Source organism: Phyllobacterium sp. 21LDTY02-6, from assembly GCF_023554255.2.
Taxonomy (GTDB): Bacteria; Pseudomonadota; Alphaproteobacteria; order Rhizobiales; family Rhizobiaceae; genus Phyllobacterium.
Map to the genome: position 1 here is coordinate 326,553 of NZ_JAMJWD020000007.1, position 19,420 is coordinate 345,972.

Consider the following 19,420-nt stretch of genomic DNA (forward strand, 5'->3'; position numbering starts at 1 on the left):
TCATGCGCAAAGCGCGATCGTTTTTTCGATTTCTAGCGCAACAATAAAGGTTTACTACCCTCTGTCGCCGCATCCATATGCGGCCAATTGCCCCCATAGCACGACGCTCTGCGCATTTTATCCTTACTTGTACGTAAACGTCAATATTCTGCAGCCGGCTTGTGATTTGCCTGGAGGCCGGTTTTCGGCATAATCATCCATTGTGTCTCTATGTGGAGGCCGCATGAAGCCATCGCTTCCGATTGGCGCGGGACTGTTGCTGTTCTGCCTTTGCCTGCTTTACGGGCCTCGCAGCCTTGCGCAGGAGGAAAAGCTTTGGACAGCAGGGCGCTACAGCTTTTCCGACGAGATGGGCGGTTTCACCATAAGGGGCATCAGCGGCCGCGGCACGGAGGACGATCCCATCGTGCTCGTGCAGGAGTTCAATGCGGCATCGCCAGTCCTGCTCGTCATCCGCACCGAAAGCACCGCCCTGCGCGATCCGGCCGACGATATCGGCATATTGTTCTATCTGCGGGTCGAGGCGATCAATGGCGGCGGCCATCCCTGGGTGGAGTTCGCCTTCGAGTTGCAGGAGCAGCTCAACCTGCCCAGCGATTATGGCGACGGCCTCTCGTTCTACCAGCCCGGCCACAAGGTGGATTCGATCAAATCCGACGGTTTCAGGACCTTCAAGGATGATTTCGAGCCCTATGACCGCATGATCTTCACCGATGGCGTCACCAATCCGGCGCAAAGCACCAGCTTCGTCTTCCCCATCGCCGACTTTACCCCGAAGCGCATGTTTTATCTGGTGCAGGACCCGCGCATTCCTTCTTCGTGACCTTGCATTAGGCACGGCAATTTGCGACTTCAGAGAAGAAGAGGTTGGGTCATTGGCGAGCATAAGGGAAATATTGCACTTCTACGCGGAAGCGGGCGTCGATGCCGCGCTGAGCGATTTGCCCGTCGATCGCTTCGCCGCGGAGCCGCCGCCGGCGCGCCCGGCGCCCGAACCGCGCGAGATGGCGGCACGGCCTCCGTCCCAGCCGCGCGAGATGCGGGCCGAACGGGCCCCTGCACCGGCGCCGACACCGGCTTCCACCCTGAACAAGGCTTCCGTTCCCGACGATGCCAAGATCGCCATGGCGCGCCAGCTTGCCGCCGGCGCGGCGACGCTTGAGGAACTGCACGAGCAACTGGCCGCCTTTGACGGCTGCAACCTGAAATTCACCGCCAAGAACCTCGTCTTCGCCGATGGCAATCCGCAGGCGGCGATCATGTTCGTCGGCGAGGCGCCGGGGCGCGAGGAGGATCTGGAGGGCAAGCCATTCATCGGCCGGTCCGGGCAATTGCTCGACCGCATGTTCGCCGCCATCGGGCTCGACCGGCAGAGCGTCTACATCGCCAATACGATACCCTGGCGGCCGCCGGGCAACCGCACGCCGACGCCGCTCGAAACCGAGATCTGCCGGCCGTTCTTCGAGCGCCAAGTGGAACTGGTCAATCCGAAGCTTCTCGTTGCGCTGGGTGGGCCGGCCGCGAAGGCGCTGACCAGTTCGACCGAAGGCATATTGCGCCTGCGCGGCAACTGGAAGCAGCATCTGACCGCATCAGGCCAGCAGATACCGGTGATGCCGACATTGCATCCGGCCTATCTGCTGCGCAATCCGGCGCAGAAGCGCTTCGCCTGGCGGGATTTCGTCAATGTCAAACTGCGGCTGAAGGCGCTGACGGATTGATCTGGCGCAAAATTGGAATGGCGGTGTCGTAAATTCCGGGGTAAAGGCGCCGAACGCCCTGTAAGTTCGGGCTTTATCGGGAATTAGGGCCTCACACCATGCTCCGCCAGCTTCTGCCGATCGCGGCCCTTCTGACCAGCACCTTCCTGATGCTCACGGCGGGCGGCCTCGCCGGCATCCTGCTGCCGCTGCGCGCCGGGATGGAGGGCTGGTCGCCGACGACGATCGGCTGGATGGGCACCGGCTATGCCCTCGCCTTCACCGGCGGCTGCATCATCGTGCCGCGCCTCGTGCGCCGCGTCGGGCATGTGCGGGTATTCGCCGTGCTCCTCACCCTGCTCAGCATGTCCATGCTCATGCACGGCCTCGTCATGAGCCCCCTCGCCTGGACGCTGTTCCGCGCGCTGGCCGGTTTCTCGCTGGCCGGCAGCTACATGGTCATCGAGAGCTGGCTCAATGAACGCGTCACCAACGCGACGCGCGGCATGGTGTTCTCGATCTACATGATCGTTTCGATGGTGGGGCTGCTCGTCGGCCAATATATCCTGCCCTTCGGCAACTCGGCCACGCAGGCGCTGTTCATGATCGGCGCGCTGATCTATGCGGCAGCGCTGGTGCCGACCGGCCTTTCCAACGCGCAATCGCCCCGCCCGCTGACGCAGGTGTCGCTCGACCTGCCCGCCCTCTACGCCCGCTCGCCCGCCGCCATGGTCGGCTCGCTGCTCGCCGGGATCATTGCCGGCGCCTGGAACTTCCTCTCCGCCGTCTATGGCCGCGACATCGGGCTTTCGACATTCGGCATCGCCACCATGATCGCCAGCGCCATGATCGGCGGCGCCATCTTCCAGTATCCCATCGGCCGCATCTCGGATTTCGTCGACAGGCGCTATGTCATGGTCGTCGCCGGGCTCGGCGGCGTGCTGCTGTCGCTGATCATGATCTTCTTGCAGCCGACGACGCCATGGCTGGTCTATACGCTGATGTTCGCCTTTGGCACCGTGCTCTTCCCGATCTATTCGCTCAATGTCGCCCATGCCAATGATTTTGCCGAGTCGAGCGAATTCGTGAAGGTTTCGAGCGGATTGCTGATCGTCTACGGCATCGGCAGCATGATCGGACCGCAGATCGCCGGGCGGCTGATGGATTTCTCCGGCCCTTCCGGCTTCTTCCTGACCATGGCGCTCACCTATGCCGCCTATGCCGGATATGCCTTCTGGCGCAGCCTGCGCCGCGCATCGCAGGCGCCGTCGGAGCGGACCGATTTCACCTTCAATGCCCATGACCGGCAGACGCCCGAGACGTTCAACCTGCATCCGCTGAGCGAGCAGCAAGGCGATACGTGACGGCGAAGACGTTCTAGCCCTGCGGTGTCGAGGCCTTCTTGGCTCGGGCCCGCGCCAGCCCCAGCCGGTGCTCGCGATAGATGATGAATATGCCGGCGCCGATGACGATGATCGCGCCCAGCACCATTTCACGCGTCGGCACATCGCCGAACATGAGATAGCCGATGGCGAGGCCGAGCAGCATCGAGGTATATTCGAAGGGCGCGATGGCCGACATGTCCGCATGGCGATAGCTCTCGGTGAGCAATATCTGCGCGACGCCGCCGGCAAGGCCGGCCATGATGAGATAGACCGCCTGCGGCCCGGTCGGCCATACCCATCCGAAAGGAAAGCTGACCAGCGCGATGAAGCTCGAGGCGATGGAGAAATAGACGACGATGGTCGGGGTGCGCTCGGTCTGGACCAGCTTGCGCACCAGCAGCATGGCGATTGCCGCAAGGCCCGCCCCGCCGAGCGTCGCAAGCGCGCCGACGGCCTGGTCGCCGCCGAACTCCGTATCGCCGGTGAAGAAGGACAGGCGCGGCCAGAGGATGATGAGCACGCCCGCAAGACCGATGGCGACAGCGGTCCAGCGGTAGAGCCGAACCGTCTCCTTGAGGAAGATGGCGCTGCAGACCACCGTCAGGAGCGGCGTCGCATAGCTGATCGCGATGGCTTCCGGCAGCGGCAGCTTGGTCAGGCCGTAGAAGCTCAGCGACATGGCGCTGACCCCGACGAAGCCGCGCCAGAAATGGCTGAAGGGTTCGCTGGTGCGGAAGGCAACCGAGAGTTGCCCCTGCCAGGCGATGAAGACGATGACGGGAAAAATGGCGAAGAAGGAGCGGAAGAACACCAATTGTCCTGCCGGGACGCCATCGGATGCCTTGAGCAGGCTGGACATGCAGACGAAGACGCATACGGAAGCGACCTTGAGCCCGATGCCAAGCATGACATTCGTGCTGCGCAAGCTGCCTGTATTCGTCAGTTCACCGCCCTGCGGGTGAACATTGGTGGACACGGGGGGATTCCTCAAGACCTGGAGCGGCCGCCGCATATGCGCCAGCTGATATATCTTTAGGATGGATCAAGGGCCAGTGCCAGACGAAATCCCGATCAATTTGCATTTTTCCGGCTTACACCGGGTGAAGCATCCGGACATGTATCCTTGATTGTGCCGCCGGAAAAACAGGTTAAGGTGCCGCAACGATAACAAGGACTAGCATTCATGCGTACTGATACCGGCCAGGTTTTCCGACTGGAAGATTACAAGCCAACCGACTTTCTCATTCCCGAGACGCGTCTCGAGTTCGTGCTTCATCCCGAGCGCACGATCGTCAAATCCGTGCTGACCGTCGAACGCCGCGAAGGCGCGGCAGCGGATGCGCCGCTGATCCTCGATGGCGACGAGCTCGCGCTGACGGAACTGAAGATAGACGGCACGCCGGCAGGCGATAATTCCTATGTTGCAACGCCCGACAGGCTGGAGATAAGCGGCCTGCCCGCCAGCGGCACGTTCACGCTGGAAATCGTCACCGAGATCAACCCCACCACCAACCGCCAGCTCTCCGGCCTCTACCGGTCGAGCGACGTCTATTGCACGCAATGCGAGGCGGAAGGCTTTCGCCGCATCACCTATTTCCTCGACCGGCCGGACCTGCTTTCGGTCTATACGGTGCGTATCGAGGCCGACCGCAGCGAAGCGCCCCTGCTGCTGTCGAATGGCAATCCTCAGGAAAGCGGCGACCTCGGCAATGGCCGGCATTTCGCCGTCTGGCACGATCCGCATCCGAAGCCGACCTATCTCTTCGCGCTGGTGGCGGGCGATCTCGGCGTCGTCAAGGACCGCTTCACCACCGCCTCCGGCAGGCTGGTCGATCTCGGCATCTATGTCGAGCATGGCAAGGAAGGCCGCGCGCTCTACGCCATGGACGCGCTGCAACGTTCGATGCGCTGGGACGAGGAGAAGTTCGGCCGCGAATATGATCTCGATGTCTTCAACGTCGTCGCCGTGTCGGATTTCAACATGGGCGCGATGGAGAACAAGGGGCTCAATGTCTTCAACGACAAATATGTGCTGGCGGACCCGGATACGGCGACCGACGCCGATTATGCCGGCATAGAGGCCGTCATCGCCCATGAATATTTCCACAATTGGACAGGAAACAGAATCACTTGCCGCGACTGGTTCCAGCTCTGTCTCAAGGAGGGCCTGACCGTCTATCGCGATCATGAATTCTCCGCCGACATGCGCTCGCGGCCGGTGAAGCGCATCGCCGAGGTGAAGGGCCTGAAGGCGCATCAGTTTCCCGAGGATGCCGGCCCCCTCGCCCATCCCGTGCGCCCGCGCCAGTTCCGCGAGATCAACAATTTCTACACGTCGACGGTCTATGAAAAGGGATCGGAAGTCGTGCGGATGATCCATACGATCCTTGGCGCGGAGCTGTTCCGCAAGGGCATGGACCTCTATTTCGAGCGGCATGACGGCGACGCGGCCACGATCGAGGATTTCATCAAGGTCTTCGAGGATGTGTCCGGCGAGGATCTGGGCCAGTTTGCGCTGTGGTACGATCAGGCGGGTACGCCCAACCTTGCGGTGACCTATGACTACGATGCGGCCAGCAAGGTTTTCGAGATCGAAATCGAACAATCGCAGAAGCCGACGCCGGGGCAGCCATCCAAGAAACCTATGCACATTCCCGTGCAGTTCGGCCTGCTCGGCGCCAAGGGCCGCGAATTGAAACCGGCCTCGGTAAAGGGCGGAACCGTCAAGGGCGACGTCATCCACCTGCGCAAGCGCAAGGAACGCTTCAGCTTCGGCGGCATTGGCGAGCGGCCGGTGCCGTCCCTGCTGCGCCAGTTCTCGGCGCCGGTGACGATGACGAGCGAATTGACACGCTCCGATCTGGTCTTCCTCGCCCGCCACGATACGGATGAAGTGACGCGCTGGCAGGCGCTGACCCAGCTTCTGACCGCCAAGCTGACCAGCAATTCCAAGCGCATCCGCGGCGGCAAGCCGGCGACGATCGAGACTTCGTCGCTGCGCCTGCTCGGCGAACTCGCCACCAATGACCGGCTGGACATGGCGTTCCGCGCCCTCTGCCTCGCCTTGCCCTCCGAGAGCGACATCGCGCGCGAGATCGGCAACAATATCGATCCGGATGCCGTACTCGCGAGCCGCGACGCGATGATCGCCGCCGTGGGCGACGCGCATGCGGACAAGCTCGCCGCGCTTTATTCGGACCTTGGCTATGACGGGCCTTTCAGCCCCGACGCGCAGAATGCCGGCAGGCGCGCCCTGCGCAATGTCATCCTCGACTATCTGAGCGTCGCCGAAAGGGATCCCGGCCGGGCGAAGCGGCAGTTCGGCTCGGCCGACAACATGACGGACCGCGCCGCCGCGCTCAGCGTGCTGGTGCAGCGCTTCGGCGAAAGCAGCGCCGCCGAGGAAGCATTGGCCGTTTTCGAAAAGCGGTTCGGCGACGACGCGCTCGTCATGGACAAATGGTTCATGATCCAGGCCATGCGCCCCGGCTCCGCCGCGCTCGATCACGTTCGCGCCCTGATGAAGCATCGGCTGTTCTCGCTGGACAATCCCAACCGCACCAGGGCGCTTGTCGGCGCATTTTCGAGCGGGAACCAGACCGGCTTCAACCGTGTCGATGGCGAAGGCTACCGCTTTTTCGCGCAGACGATATTGCAGATCGATGGAAGGAACGGCCAGCTTGCGGCCCGCCTGCTCACCGCCATGCGGTCCTGGCGCTCGTTCGAACCGATTCGCCGCGAGCATGCGCGCGAGGCCCTAGCCTCCATTGCAACGGTCGGCGCTTTGTCGGCGGATGTGCGCGATATCGTCGAGCGCACGCTGGCCTGAAGCCGGTCCCGAAGCTTGTCCCGGGCAGGCTGAAGACTGGAATGCCGAGGTGAATTCGAGTCAATTCAATGGCTTGAATCCCTCGGCTCCGAGAGTGATTCAGCCCGCCCAAATCATTGATAAATATTTAACAAAAGCACTAGACACGCAGAATCAGTTTTGATTCACTATAGGTGCTTCGGATGTGCGGCGTGCCGAAGCAAATCACGGGTAAAAGAAGGCTATCGAGGGGGCCAATCAATGGCAAATGCGGACGCGTATCGCGCGCCGACGGGGAAGAATTATGCCGGGATGAGGGCGCAGACGCGCAGCAAACTCTCCGGGCATGTCAAGCTTCTCGCCGACCCAGCCTACAGCAAATTGCTGGCCGCAGAGCCTTATCTGCGCAAAGCCATTCCACCGCTCATCATCATCTTCCTGCTGGTCCTGGCGCTCGTGCGCTCCATGTCGCTCCTCGCCTGGCGCGACGATACGGAGCGCACCGCGCGGGCGACGCTTTCCATCGCCGCCAGCCATATTGCCAGCGTCATCGACAATCGCACGGCCAGCGGCGAAAAGCTGGATGCCGGCGACCTGCAGAACATCATCGGCCAGATCCGCGCCAATGACCTGATCCCCGACGACATGTGGTTTGCCATTGCAGGCGGCGAGGCCAATATCCTCGCCTCCTCCGAGGGCATGGACCATTGGCGCGACCGCAATCTGGAAACCGCCATCGCCGACGGACAGCCCTTGTTCCTGTTCGGCGAGCGCGCCGGCGCCATGCCGGTGAAGATGGACGGCACGCCCGTGCTCGCCGCCTTCGTCCGCGCCGGCAGCAATGATTATTCCGTCCTCGCCACCCAGCGCGTCGATGCCGTCTTCGCCGATTGGCGCAGGGTCGTCTCGGTCAATGTCACCATGTTCGCCGGCACGGCGGTCATCATGCTGATCGTGCTCTATGCCTATTTCAGCCAGGCGGCGCGGGCGCAGGACGCCGATGCGCTCTACCAGAACACGCAGGCGCGGGTCGATACCGCGCTGGCGCGCGGCCGCTGCGGCCTCTGGGATTGGGACATGGCCCGCGGCCGGGTCTACTGGTCACGCTCCATGTATGAAATGCTGGGCTATGAGGCCCATGACGCCATCCTCTCGCTCGGCGATATTTCCTCGATCATCCATCCGGATGACGACAAGCTCTATTCGGTGGCCGCCCAGGTCGCCGCCGGCGAAGTGCAGCAGATGGACCGGGTGTTCCGCATGGCGCATGCCGAGGGCCATTGGGTCTGGATGCGGGTGCGCGCGCAGGTGGCCGATGCCGAGGGCACGGATCTGCACCTCGTCGGCGTGGCGGTGGATGTCAGCGAGCAGCACCGTTTCGCCCAGGCCACGGCGCAGGCCGACCAGCGCATCCGCGAGGCCATCGAGAGCATTTCGGAGACATTCGTGCTGTGGGACGCGGATAACCGCCTCGTCATGTCCAACAGCAAGTTCAACGAATATTCGGGCCTTGCCAATGAGTGTCTCCTGCCCGGCATCAGCCGCGACGAACTGGAGCCGCGCATCCGCGCCGTCGCCCTCGAAAAGCGCATGGCCAACGAGAATGGCCGCAATGGTGCGTTGACCTTCGAACGCCAGCTGGCCGATGGCCGCTGGCTGCAGGTCAATGAACGGCGCACGCAGGATGGCGGGCTCGTATCGGTGGGCACGGACATCACGCAGCTGAAGGTACATGAGGAGCGGCTGGTCGACAGCGAGAGGCGGCTGATGGCGACGATCCACGATCTCAGCCTCGCCCGCAAATCCGAGATCGAGCGCACGCTGGAACTGACCGAGCTCAACAGCAAATATGCGGTCGAAAAGGAGCGTGCCGAGGCCGCCAACCGCGCCAAGTCCGAATTCCTCGCCAACATGTCGCATGAGTTGCGCACGCCGCTCAACGCCATCATCGGCTTCTCCGAGATCATGCATTCGGGAACGTTCGGCGCATTGGGCTCGGATCGCTATGTGGAATATGTCAAGGACATCCACACCAGCGGCAATTACCTGCTCAATGTGATCAACGACATTCTGGACATGTCGAAGATCGAGGCCGGCCATTTCTCGCTGGACCGCGAGGAAATCGACCTCTGCCCGCTGATCCGCGAGACGGTGCGCGTGGTCGCCCTGCAGGCGCAGGCCAAGGAAATCCAGGTCGATACCCGCATCGACGAATGCGTCACGCTCGACGCGGACCGCCGCGCCATCAAGCAGATACTGATCAACCTGCTCTCAAACGCCGTGAAGTTCACCAGCAATGGCGGCAGGATCGCGGTGCGGGCGCGCAAGCTCACCGGCGCGCTCGTGCTGACCATCGAGGATACGGGATGCGGCATTCCGAAATCGGCGCTCAAGAAGATCGGCCAGCCCTTCGAACAGGTCGAGAACCAGTTCACCAAATCGCATGCGGGATCGGGGCTCGGCCTCGCAATATCGCGCTCGCTGGCGCAATTGCATGGCGGCGCGCTGAAAATCCGCTCGACCGAGGGTGTCGGAACCATCGTCTCGGTGCGCATACCGACCATGAAGGCAGAGGACAAGGCCTAGCCGTTTTTCGGATTACCGGGCCTTGGCGGACTTGCGGGATTTCTTCAATAGAAGGTCGAACAGCCTGCGCACCCGCTGCGACGTCTCGGTGATGTGCGCTTCCACCCGCGCGAGGTCCGGCAGGTCGCAGGCGCGGCACAGCAGTTCCTCGAGGCCCGGCGGAAAATCCTCGCGCCTCACATCGCCGTTCAGACACAGCCGGATGAGCTGCGTGATCGACGTATAGAGACCCGCGGCTTCGACGAGCTCCGATACGGTCGCGGCGTCGGCCAGCGAACTGTCGATCCGCGCCAGCACCTCCGCCGTCGATTGCGCCGTGACGGAACCGGATGTAGCACCGGTCAGCACCGCGAACTGGGCGATGAATTCGAGGTCGATGATGCCGCCGGCGATGAGTTTCAAATCCCATCCATCGCGCGGCGCCTTCTCCTTCTCCAGGAGATCGCGCATCTCCAGCACGTCCTTGGCGATCTTTGCCGGATCGCGCGGCAGCGCCAATATCTCGGCGACATCGGTTTCGATCTCGCCGGCGAATTCGGCATCGCCCGCCACCGGCCGGCCGCGGCTGAGCGCCATATGCTCCCAGGTCCATGCCTCCGAGCGCTGGTATTTGCGGAAGGCTTCGATATGCGTCGCCACCGGCCCCTTGTTGCCCGACGGGCGCAGGCGGAAATCGACCTCGTAGAGCACGCCTTCGGCGGTGGGCGCCGACAGGGCGGCGATGAGGCGCTGCGTCAGGCGCATGTGATATTGCGACGGGGCGAGCGGCTTGTCGCCGTCGGATTCCTCGGCCTCCGGGTCATGATCGTAGAGCAGGATGAGATCGACATCGGAGCCCGCCGTCAGCTCGCGGCTGCCGAGCTTGCCCATGCCGAGTATGGCAATGCGGCCGCCGGAGATCCGCCCATGCTTGCTGACGAATTCGGCGATGACGGCCTGAAGCGCACTGTCGATGACGAGATCGGCGAGATCGGAGAAAGCCTTGCCGGCGCGGGCCCCGTCGATCGCCCCGGTCAGCAGCCGAATGCCGATGAGAAACCGATGCTCGGCCGCGAATATCCGCAGCCGGTCGAGAATATCCTCATAGACGCGGGATGGACCGAGAAAGCTTTCCAGCCGCTCCGCCAGATAGGCGCGCGTCGGGATGCTGGAAAAGATCGCCGGGTCCAGCATGCCGTCGAATATGTGGGGCTTGCGCGTGATGATGTCCGCCAGCCGCGGCGCCGCGCCCATGATCAGCACCAGTAGGTCGAGCAGGCGCGGATTGGATTGCAGCAGGCTGAAAAGCTGGATGCCGGCGGGCAGCCCCTTGATCATCTCGTCGAAACGCATCAGCGCTTCATCGGCCTGGCTCGTTGCGCCGAAGGCCTTCAGCAGCACCGGCGTCAGCTCGGTCAACCGCTCGCGCGACTCCGCCGACTGGGTGGCGCGATAGCGGCCGAAATGCCAGGTGCGGATGACGCGGCAGATATCGCTCGGCCGCTTGAAGCCGAAATTGGTCAGCGTCTGCAGCGTATCGGGATCGTCCACATCGCCGGTGAAGACCAGATTGCCGGCCTCTCCGGCCAGGTCCTGCGCCTGTTCGAACAGCGCCGCGTAGTGGATTTCCACCTGCTTCAGCGTCTCGCGAAAATCGGCGGCAAAGGTCTCGCCATCGCCATAACCCATCATGTGCGCGACGCGCAGGAACGCCTCGTCATCCTCCGGCAGCGTGTGCGTCTGCTCGTCGGCGATCATCTGTATACGGTGCTCGACATCGCGCAGATAGAAATAGCATTTCGACAGCGTGTCCCTCGCCTCTTCGTTGATCCAGCCCAGTCCCTGCAATTCGCCGAGCATGGCAACCGTGCCCGAGCCGCGCAATTGCGGAAAGCGGCCGCCGGCGATGAGTTGCTGCGTCTGCACGAAGAACTCGATCTCGCGAATGCCGCCGCGCCCGAGCTTCACATTGTGGCCGCGCACGGCGATCTCGCCATGGCCCTTATGCGCATGAATCTGCCGCTTGATCGAATGGACATCGGCGATCGCCGCATAGTCGAGATATTTGCGCCAGACATAGGGCGCAAGCTCGGCCAGGAACTGCTTGCCCGCCGCGATATCGCCGGCCACGGGCCGCGCCTTGATCATCGCGGCGCGCTCCCAGTTCTGCCCCCGCCCCTCATAATAATTGAGGGCGGCGCTGACGGGTATCGCCAGCGGCGTGGAACCCGGATCGGGCCGCAGCCGCAGGTCCGTGCGGAACACATAGCCATCGGCGGTCCGGTCCTGCAGGATGCGCACGAGGCGGCGGGTCAGCCGCGAAAAGACATCGACGCATTCATAAGGGTCGTCGATGGCGGGGCTGCGCTCGTCGATGAACATGATCAGGTCGATATCGGAGGAATAATTCAGCTCGAACGCGCCAAACTTGCCCATTGCCAGCACGATCCAGCCGGAATCCCGGTCCGGATGGGCGGGATCGGGAAGTTTCAGCTTTCCCGCCGCATGGGCATCGCTCAACAGAAAGCGTATCGCCGCGCCCACCGCCGCCTCGGCCAGCCGCGACAGCCAGAGCGTCGTCTCCTGCGTCGAGAAGATGCCGGAAAGATCGCCGAGCGCAACGAGGACATGCACCTCCTGCTTCAGGAGGCGCAGCGCCGTCATCAATCTGGCCTCGGTGATCTCTTCGGCCTGCCAGATGGCTTCGATTTCATCGACGAGCTGTTGCAGCCGCTCCGCCAGCGAGGCATCGGCCAGCGGCGCGACGATTGCCGGCCGGCGCAGCAGCACGTCGCGCAGATAGGGAGAGAGGTCGAGCACGGCAGCCAGAAACTTGCCCGCTGACTTGCCCCTTTCTGGCGCGGCAGCGAAACGCTGGCGCAGATCGAGCTCTTTCTCGTCGGCATTGTGCAGAAAATCCGCCCATTGCGCCTCGGCATTGCCGGGATCGAGCGGGAAAAGCGGCTTCAACGCACTCGAAAGAAAGGGTTTACCACCCGTCGCCTGCGGCTTCATTCATTCTCCCCTCCCACGGGAAAGCGCAGCACCGCCCTCAACCCCGGTGCATTGTCCTCAAGTTCCAGGCTGCCACCGTGCAATTTCATGACCGCCTTTGCAAGGCTGAGACCGAGGCCAGAGCCCGGTTGTGAACGGCTCTCCTCCAGGCGCACGAACCTTTCCGTCGCCCGCTCGATCTGGTCCGGCGGTATGCCGGGGCCATTATCCGCGACGGTAAGTTCCACATGGTCCTGCACCCGGGCGATGGACAGTTCGATCTCGCCGGCCACCTCGCCATGGCGGCCATATTTGATCGCATTGTCGACAAGGTTCGAAACCGTCTGCGCCAGCAGTTCGCGATTGGCCCTCACCGGCGTCGCATCGAGCCCGCCCAGGCGCAGCTTGATGCCGGCATCCTCCGCCACGGGCTCATAGAGCTCGAACACGTCCTCGGCGATCGAGGCGAGCGACAGCGGCTGCATCTCTTCGCTGGAATAGCCGGATTCAAGCCGCGATATCATCAGGATGGCGTTGAACGTGCGGATCAGCTGGTCCGACTCGCCGATCATGGCTTCCATGGCCGCGCGATAATCCCTGGTGTTCTTCGCGCCCGCCAGCGCCGCCTCGGCCCGGTTGCGCAGCCGCGTCAGCGGCGTCTTCAGATCATGGGCAATATTGTCGGATACGTGCCGCACGCCCTCGTTCAACTCCTGGATGCGCGCCAGCATGCCATTGAGATTGTCGGAGAGGCGGTCGAATTCATCGCCGGAACCGCTGACGGGCAAGCGGCCGGAAAGGTCGCCGCCCATGATGCGCTGCGAGGCAACCGATACCTGGTCGATGCGATGCAAGGCACGGCGGCCGACAAAGAACCAGATGAGGAAAGCGCCGATGCCCATGATGCCGAGCGCCGCCCCCAATGCGCGGCGCACCACCAGGCGGACCTGTTCCGGCTCGCCCAGATCGCGCCCGACCATCACCCTTATGCCGTTGGGCAGGGCGACGACGCGGGCAATGGCCGTGTGCACCTTGGGATCATTGCCCTCATTGTAGCGCTCATAGGCGAAGGGACGCGTGATGCCGCCATCGGTCTGGAGAATGCCGACCTCGATGCTCTGCACGTTGCCGGCGACGATGCGCCCGGCCGGATCGGCCACGAGATAGAGATAGGCGCCGGGCTGCCTGCCGCGCCGGTCGATGGAGCGCACCAGCCCGGCAATGCCGCCGCGCTGGTAGGACTGGCCGATGCTTTCCATCTCCTCATTGATCGCCGTCTCCGTCTGCGAAGTGAGAAGGCGCACCGAAAGGCTGGTCATGTAGACGACGAGAATAAGCGCGCAGACGGTGAAAAGCAGGAGATAGAGCGCCGACAGCCGCACGGCCGTCATTTTCATCAGCGCGCGAAATCGGTTCATGCAGGCGTTCCGGCGGATGCGGCCTTCAGCATGTAGCCGGCGCCGCGCACCGTATGCAGCAGGGGCGTATCGAAGCCCTTTTCGATCTTGCCGCGCAGGCGCGAGACATGCACGTCGATGACATTGGTCTGCGGGTCGAAATGATAGTCCCACACATGTTCGAGCAGCATCGTCCGCGTCACCACCTGGCCGGCATTGCGCATCAGATATTCGAGCAGGCGGAACTCGCGCGGCTGCAGGATGATCGTCTGGCCCGCCCGCTTCGCCGTATGGGACAGCCGGTCAAGCTCCAGGTCGCCGACGCGGTAGACGGTTTCCGCCTCCTTCGGGCTGGAACGCCGCTGCAGGACCTCGATGCGCGCCAGAAGTTCGGAAAATGCGTAGGGCTTGGTCAGGTAATCGTCGCCGCCGGCCCTGAGCCCCGTCACGCGGTCGTCCACCTGGCCGAGGGCGGAAAGGATGAGCACCGGCGTATCATTGCCGCGCGCGCGCAGCGAAGCGACGACCGACAGCCCGTCGCGGCGCGGCAGCATGCGGTCGACGACCATCGCGTCGTAATTGCCCTGCTCGGCAAGGGTAAAGCCGGTCTCGCCATCGCCGGCAATATCCACCGTATGGCCGGCTTCGGCGAAGGCCTTCTCCAGGTAGCGGGCCGCTTCGCGGTCGTCTTCAATGACAAGTATTTTCATCGCTCTAGATTAAACCCGGCTCGATGGAGGAAACCAGAAAAAAACGGGCAGCAGATTTGAAGGGAACCTGCCGCCCTCTTGCAAGGCGCCGCAAACAGGGAACTCAAAGGCGCCGTCGCAATTCATGAAAAGGATCGGAAGGGCGACCTGCGCCGCCCTTCACCGGACGAAGCGATCAGCCCTGGTTGATCGGCAGCGCCACGAAGCGGGACTGGTCCTGCCTCTGCACCTGCAGCAGCACGGCCTTGCGCCCGGCCTTGCCTGCCTCGGTCACCGCGGCGTCGATATCGCTGCCGCTCTTGACCGGCCGGTTATTGACCGAAACGATGACGTCGCCGGTGGTGATGCCCTTGTCGGCGGCGTCGCCCTGACGATCGACATCGGTCACGACCACGCCCTGGCCGTCATCGGAAGGCATGACCGTCAGCCCATAATCCTCGAGCGCCGAGGACTTGCCCTCGTCGCCCGGCTTCGGGCTTGCGGCGGCGAGCTGTTCATCGCCGGGGAAAGGCTTGATGTCGACCTTCACGGCCTTTGCCTCGCCCTTCTGCCACACGGTCAGTTCGGCAGTCTGGCCGGCGCTGATCGCTGCAACTTTCTTCGCCAAATCGCGAGAATCGTTCACCTTTTCGCCATTGACCGCGGTGATGACGTCACCGGCGGCAATGCCGGCCTTGGCGGCGGGACCGTCAGGCTGCGGCTCGACCACCAGCGCGCCCTTGTCTTCCGACAGGCCGAGCGATTCGGCGATTTCCTTGCTGACCGGCTGTATCTGCACGCCGATCCAGCCGCGCGATACCGTGCCGGTCTTGATCAACTGATCGACGACATCCTTGGCCGTCTGCGCGGGAATGGCGAAGGCGATGCCGACGCTGCCGCCCGATGGCGAGAAGATGGCCGTATTGATGCCGACGACCTCGCCGTTGAGGTTGAAGGCGGGACCGCCGGAATTGCCGCGATTGACCGCCGCATCGATCTGCAGGAAATCATCATAGGGACCAGCACCGATATCGCGGCCGCGGGCCGAGACGATACCGGCAGTTACCGTTCCGCCGAGGCCGAAGGGATTGCCCACCGCGACGACCCATTCGCCGACGCGGACCTTGTTGTCGTCGCCGAAGGCCACATAGGTGAATTTGCGCTTGTCATCGACCTTGAGGACGGCGAGATCCGTGCGCTTGTCCTTGCCGATGAGCTTGGCGTCGAGTTCGGTGCCGTCATCGAGCACGACCGTATAGGCCGAGCCATCCTCGACGACGTGGTTGTTGGTGACGAGATAGCCGTCTTCGGAGATGAAGAAGCCCGAGCCCTGCGCCGCCGGGCGCACGCGGTCCGGCTTGTTGCGCGGCGACTTGCGCGGCTCCATGTCGCGGCGGCCATACTGGTCCGGTCCGCCGAAATCATAGAAGAAGCGCTTGAGCGGATGGTCGTCGGGCAGCTGGTCGAAGCCGGGGAAGCCGCTGCCATTATTCGCCGTTTCCTTGACCGCGCTCTTGACGCGCACGCTGACGACGGCCGGGCTGACCTTTTCGACCACATCGGCAAAGCCGGGCTGCTGGGTGTTGGATTCGACCCGGACAGCCTCGGCCTGGGCCGGTGCGATGGCGCTGAGCGGCCCGGTTGCCAGGAAGCCGCCGACAAGTGCCGAAGACAGAAGCGCGGCGGCGACGCCCCTGCGATAATTCGAAGACTTAGGTTTGTTCGACATTCGAGTGTTCTCCTTGAGCAACGTGATCGACAGAGGATCGTTGTAACAATCGTCATATACTTAGGAAGATTACCCCGCCATTTCCGCAACATGACAAATATTTAAGGTTTGCGCCGCGCCGGCTCTCGCAACCGCCCGAATTCATGGCCCTGCCCGGGTCTTCGCGTTTCGACCGCTGTTCGCCGGCCGTTCATCACCGTTGGGCTTGAGTTTCCGTTCCGAACAGGCCGCCAGCCATGCGTTTGCGCTGCGCCAGGACACTGGTCTTCCACATAGGCGATGACGGCCTGACAGGGTGCAAACTGCCGCCAGACCCCGGACCGGCCCCCGAGCCATATGTTGGGCCGGATACTGGGTCGGACTTGGGCCAGACTTGGGCCGGGCTCGGGCCAGACTTGGGCCGGGCTCGGGTCGGATATTGGGCCAGATATTGCGTCGGGCTTGGGTCTCGCCATGCTGGCGCAACTGCCGGCCCGTGCGTGCATATTGCATGATGATCCATTCCGGGCCGGATGCCGGCACATCGCCTATTTGATCGACGCCAGCGCCTCCTTGAGATCGGCGAGAGGCAGCTGAAGATTGACGTTCTCCGCAGCCAATGGATAGGAGATGCGCGCCGCACCGCCCTTGCCGATCTCCTCGCGCAGTACCGGCCCGACCGGCAGATAGGCAAGGCAGATCGCCTCTGTGCAACCTTGCACCGCCACCATCACCTTTTCCCGGCGCGACGGGAACCCCACCGCGATCTCGCTGCCCGCACCGACGCCAACCGGCACGCGCATGATCATCATCGGCCGGCCCTTGTCATTCGCGGCCAGCGACCAGCTGAAGACCACCTCGTCCGCCGCACCGATGATGGTCTGCGTGACATTGCAGACCTTCTTCATCGCCTTCAGGTCCTCGTCGCAGATCAGGTCCCAATTGCCGAAAGGCTGGATGATGCGGCGGTATGTGCCGGGCACCGCCCCCTCCGGCAGGGCGACATCCGATGGCTTGAGCCTGTAATGCGGCGCCGTGCCTGGCTCTTCGGCGCCGGCTGGCGGGCTGACAAGCAGGGCCAGGGCAAACAGGGCCAGGGCAAGCAGCGTCTGAGCAAGCAAGGCCGGGGCAAGCAGGGTCGGGGCAAGCGGCAATATCGGTGCAAACCTCGCCATCTTATCCTTCTCCCATAAGCACACGCCCCAATCGGGCGCGCCGCCCAGGTTTCGCGTCAAGCGCTCATGCTGAGCGTGACGTCTCCCTTGAGACGTGACGCCCCTTTTAGCACGAAGCCCCCGACTGAGCATGACGCCCCTAATTGAGCGTGATACTCAGGCCGGCGCCGACGCCGACCTGGCCGCCGCTGGTGACGCCGGTGATATTGGCGCGCACCTTGCCAGTCTCGCTCGTATAGCCCGCACCAAAGGCAAAGGCGCTCGCGTCCCGCCATGCGCCGCCGCCCACGGCAACGCTGACCTTGCCCGGCGTGCCGTCGAAGCGCAAGGAAGATGCGGCAAGGCCGATGGCCGCCGCCTGGCGTGCTTCCTTGCGTACCGAGGCAATGTCGGAATTCAACTGCTTGAAACCCTCGCGCAGCTCGGTAACGTCGGAATTCAACTGCTTGAATCCCTTGGTCATCGTGCTGCCGATCTCGTCGATCCGGCCGTTGGCCATGTCGATGGCATCATCCGTATAGGCATTCGCCTTGCTGAGCGTGCTGCTGCCGACCTCGTTCATCCGGCTGTTGGCCGTGTCCATGGCATCATCCGTATAGGTCTTCGCCGTGCTGAGCGTGGCGCTGCCGATCTCGTTCATCCGGCTGTGAGCCGTGTCCACGGCAACATCCGTATAGGCCTTCGCGTTTTTGACCGCGTTGTTGCCGACCTTGTCCATGCTGTTCGTCAGCTCCGTCAGCTTCTCGGCCGGTTCAGCCACGGCATCGACCCTGGCTTTGAGCCCCTTCAACTGCCTCACATTGACGCCATCCGTATCCGCTACGCCATCGCCGAGGTTGGCGATGACGACAGGCGCGTTCGGATCGCCGCCCGCCAGCTGGACCTTGTTGGTCTTCTTGCCCTCGATAGCCTCATAGCTCACGCTGCGCTGCTCGAGATCGTCCACCTTCTTCGCCGTCTCCGGGCTGAGACCGGTGCCGACCTGACTGGCGAGCCTCTCGACCTTGTCGTCCACGGTCTTGAGCTGGCCGCCGGTGACGACATCCGAGGAACCCGTCACGACCCGCCCGTCACCCACATTGATGATCGGCTTCAGCCGGGCGCTCGGCGCGGCCTCGACCGGTGGTGTCGCCGCCGGATCCGCTCCCGCGAGCCCCGCTGGCAGCGCAATGCTTTCGGATGGAACCAGCGACGCCGTTTCGGGCCCCATTGCTTCCGGCACCATGTCTGCGGACGCCGGCGCGACTCCCCGGACCTGGGGTTCCGCCACAAGAATCCGTGCTGCCTTCGCCTGCCCTGCCATCGCCTGGGCCCTCGCCTGATCTTCCGCTACAGCCGGGCCGGCGGCATCATAGGCCTTGCGCTGCTGGTTCAACTGCAGGCTGCGTTGCCCCAAAACGCCGACCTTCGATGCCAAGTCGCCGAAACGCTTGTCGAAGGCGGTGTCGTTCCGGCTCAACTGGTCAAGCGCATCACCGACATTGCCGTAACGGTGCGACGAGCCGCCGCCCTGGCCGGTGTAGTCGGCAATATCGAAACCGGGCGAAGACACTATTCCATTGACGGTCAAGGCACCGCCGCCGATCGCATCCGCCACGGAATTAAACGATTTATGCAGCTGCCGACCATTGATGGCCTCCAGCGATGCCGCATTGATCGCGCCATCGGCGACATTGTCGAGCTTCGTCCCTATTATCGTAATGCCTTCCGCCGAATTGGCCTCCAGCTTCAGCGTCGCGGTTTCAATCTCGCCCTCATCCAGAATTCCGTCGTTGTTCTTGTCGTTCCAGTGATATTTGAGGCTCCGCCTGTCGAGTTCGTGCAGTTGCCTGCCATTGACCGCATCGGTCGATGCCTTGCTGACGTCGCCCTCGGCGACGCCGGAGACGGTGCGCGCCACCTTCTCCACGGCCGGATTGCCGTTGGCATCAAGGGCCGGATTGCCGTCCGCATCCATCTTGGCGACCTCGCGGGCCATGTCGATCGTTGTCGCCTTCAT

The 19,420-nt window shown here is 63.2% G+C and carries 12 protein-coding genes; 5 read left to right on the forward strand and 7 right to left on the reverse strand.

What is annotated here, in order from left to right; all coding sequences use genetic code 11:
* Window positions 1–223 precede the first annotated feature (223 nt).
* The 3 genes from M8997_RS21990 (at window position 224) to M8997_RS22000 (ending at window position 3,064) form a co-directional block, all read left to right on the forward strand.
* A complete protein-coding gene (locus tag M8997_RS21990; protein ID WP_250014591.1) occupies window positions 224–823 on the forward strand; it encodes a hypothetical protein in 600 nt (199 codons plus the stop codon).
* Between the two features lie 52 nt (window positions 824–875).
* Window positions 876–1,721, forward strand: coding sequence for a uracil-DNA glycosylase family protein (locus M8997_RS21995; RefSeq protein ID WP_250014592.1), 846 nt, complete (start codon window positions 876–878; stop codon window positions 1,719–1,721).
* A 98-nt stretch (window positions 1,722–1,819) separates the two neighbouring features.
* Complete coding sequence (locus M8997_RS22000) at window positions 1,820–3,064, forward strand: MFS transporter (protein ID WP_250014594.1); 1,245 nt, start codon at window positions 1,820–1,822, stop codon at window positions 3,062–3,064.
* A gap of 13 nt (window positions 3,065–3,077) precedes the next feature.
* Here M8997_RS22000 and M8997_RS22005 read toward each other — a convergent pair whose 3' ends face one another.
* Window positions 3,078–3,992, reverse strand: a complete 915-nt coding sequence (locus tag M8997_RS22005; RefSeq protein WP_250015409.1) for a DMT family transporter — start codon at window positions 3,990–3,992, stop codon at window positions 3,078–3,080.
* A gap of 276 nt (window positions 3,993–4,268) precedes the next feature.
* Between M8997_RS22005 and pepN the strand changes: the two genes are divergently transcribed.
* Window positions 4,269–6,914, forward strand: coding sequence for an aminopeptidase N (gene pepN / locus M8997_RS22010; RefSeq protein ID WP_250014596.1), 2,646 nt, complete (start codon window positions 4,269–4,271; stop codon window positions 6,912–6,914).
* A gap of 240 nt (window positions 6,915–7,154) precedes the next feature.
* Window positions 7,155–9,479, forward strand: coding sequence for a PAS domain-containing sensor histidine kinase (locus M8997_RS22015; RefSeq protein ID WP_250014598.1), 2,325 nt, complete (start codon window positions 7,155–7,157; stop codon window positions 9,477–9,479).
* A gap of 12 nt (window positions 9,480–9,491) precedes the next feature.
* Here the strand turns inward: M8997_RS22015 and M8997_RS22020 are convergent, their stop codons facing one another.
* The 6 genes from M8997_RS22020 to M8997_RS22045 form a co-directional block, all read right to left on the reverse strand.
* A complete protein-coding gene (locus M8997_RS22020; RefSeq protein WP_250014600.1) occupies window positions 9,492–12,473 on the reverse strand; it encodes a bifunctional [glutamine synthetase] adenylyltransferase/[glutamine synthetase]-adenylyl-L-tyrosine phosphorylase in 2,982 nt (993 codons plus the stop codon).
* Window positions 12,470–13,870 (reverse strand): HAMP domain-containing sensor histidine kinase, encoded by a 1,401-nt coding sequence (locus M8997_RS22025; RefSeq protein WP_250014601.1) that lies wholly within the window; start codon window positions 13,868–13,870, stop codon window positions 12,470–12,472. Before M8997_RS22025 ends, M8997_RS22020 begins: the two co-directional genes overlap by 4 nt.
* Window positions 13,867–14,559, reverse strand: a complete 693-nt coding sequence (locus tag M8997_RS22030) for a response regulator transcription factor (RefSeq protein ID WP_250014602.1) — start codon at window positions 14,557–14,559, stop codon at window positions 13,867–13,869. Before M8997_RS22030 ends, M8997_RS22025 begins: the two co-directional genes overlap by 4 nt.
* A 175-nt stretch (window positions 14,560–14,734) precedes the next feature.
* Window positions 14,735–16,267, reverse strand: a complete 1,533-nt coding sequence (locus tag M8997_RS22035; protein ID WP_250014603.1) for a Do family serine endopeptidase — start codon at window positions 16,265–16,267, stop codon at window positions 14,735–14,737.
* Between the two features lie 527 nt (window positions 16,268–16,794).
* Entirely contained in the window at window positions 16,795–17,421 is a 627-nt protein-coding gene (locus M8997_RS22040; RefSeq protein WP_250014604.1) for an invasion associated locus B family protein, read from the reverse strand.
* 139 nt (window positions 17,422–17,560) lie between these two features.
* On the reverse strand, window positions 17,561–19,420 hold a 1,860-nt coding region (locus M8997_RS22045; protein WP_252597222.1), incomplete at its 5' end, for a YadA-like family protein.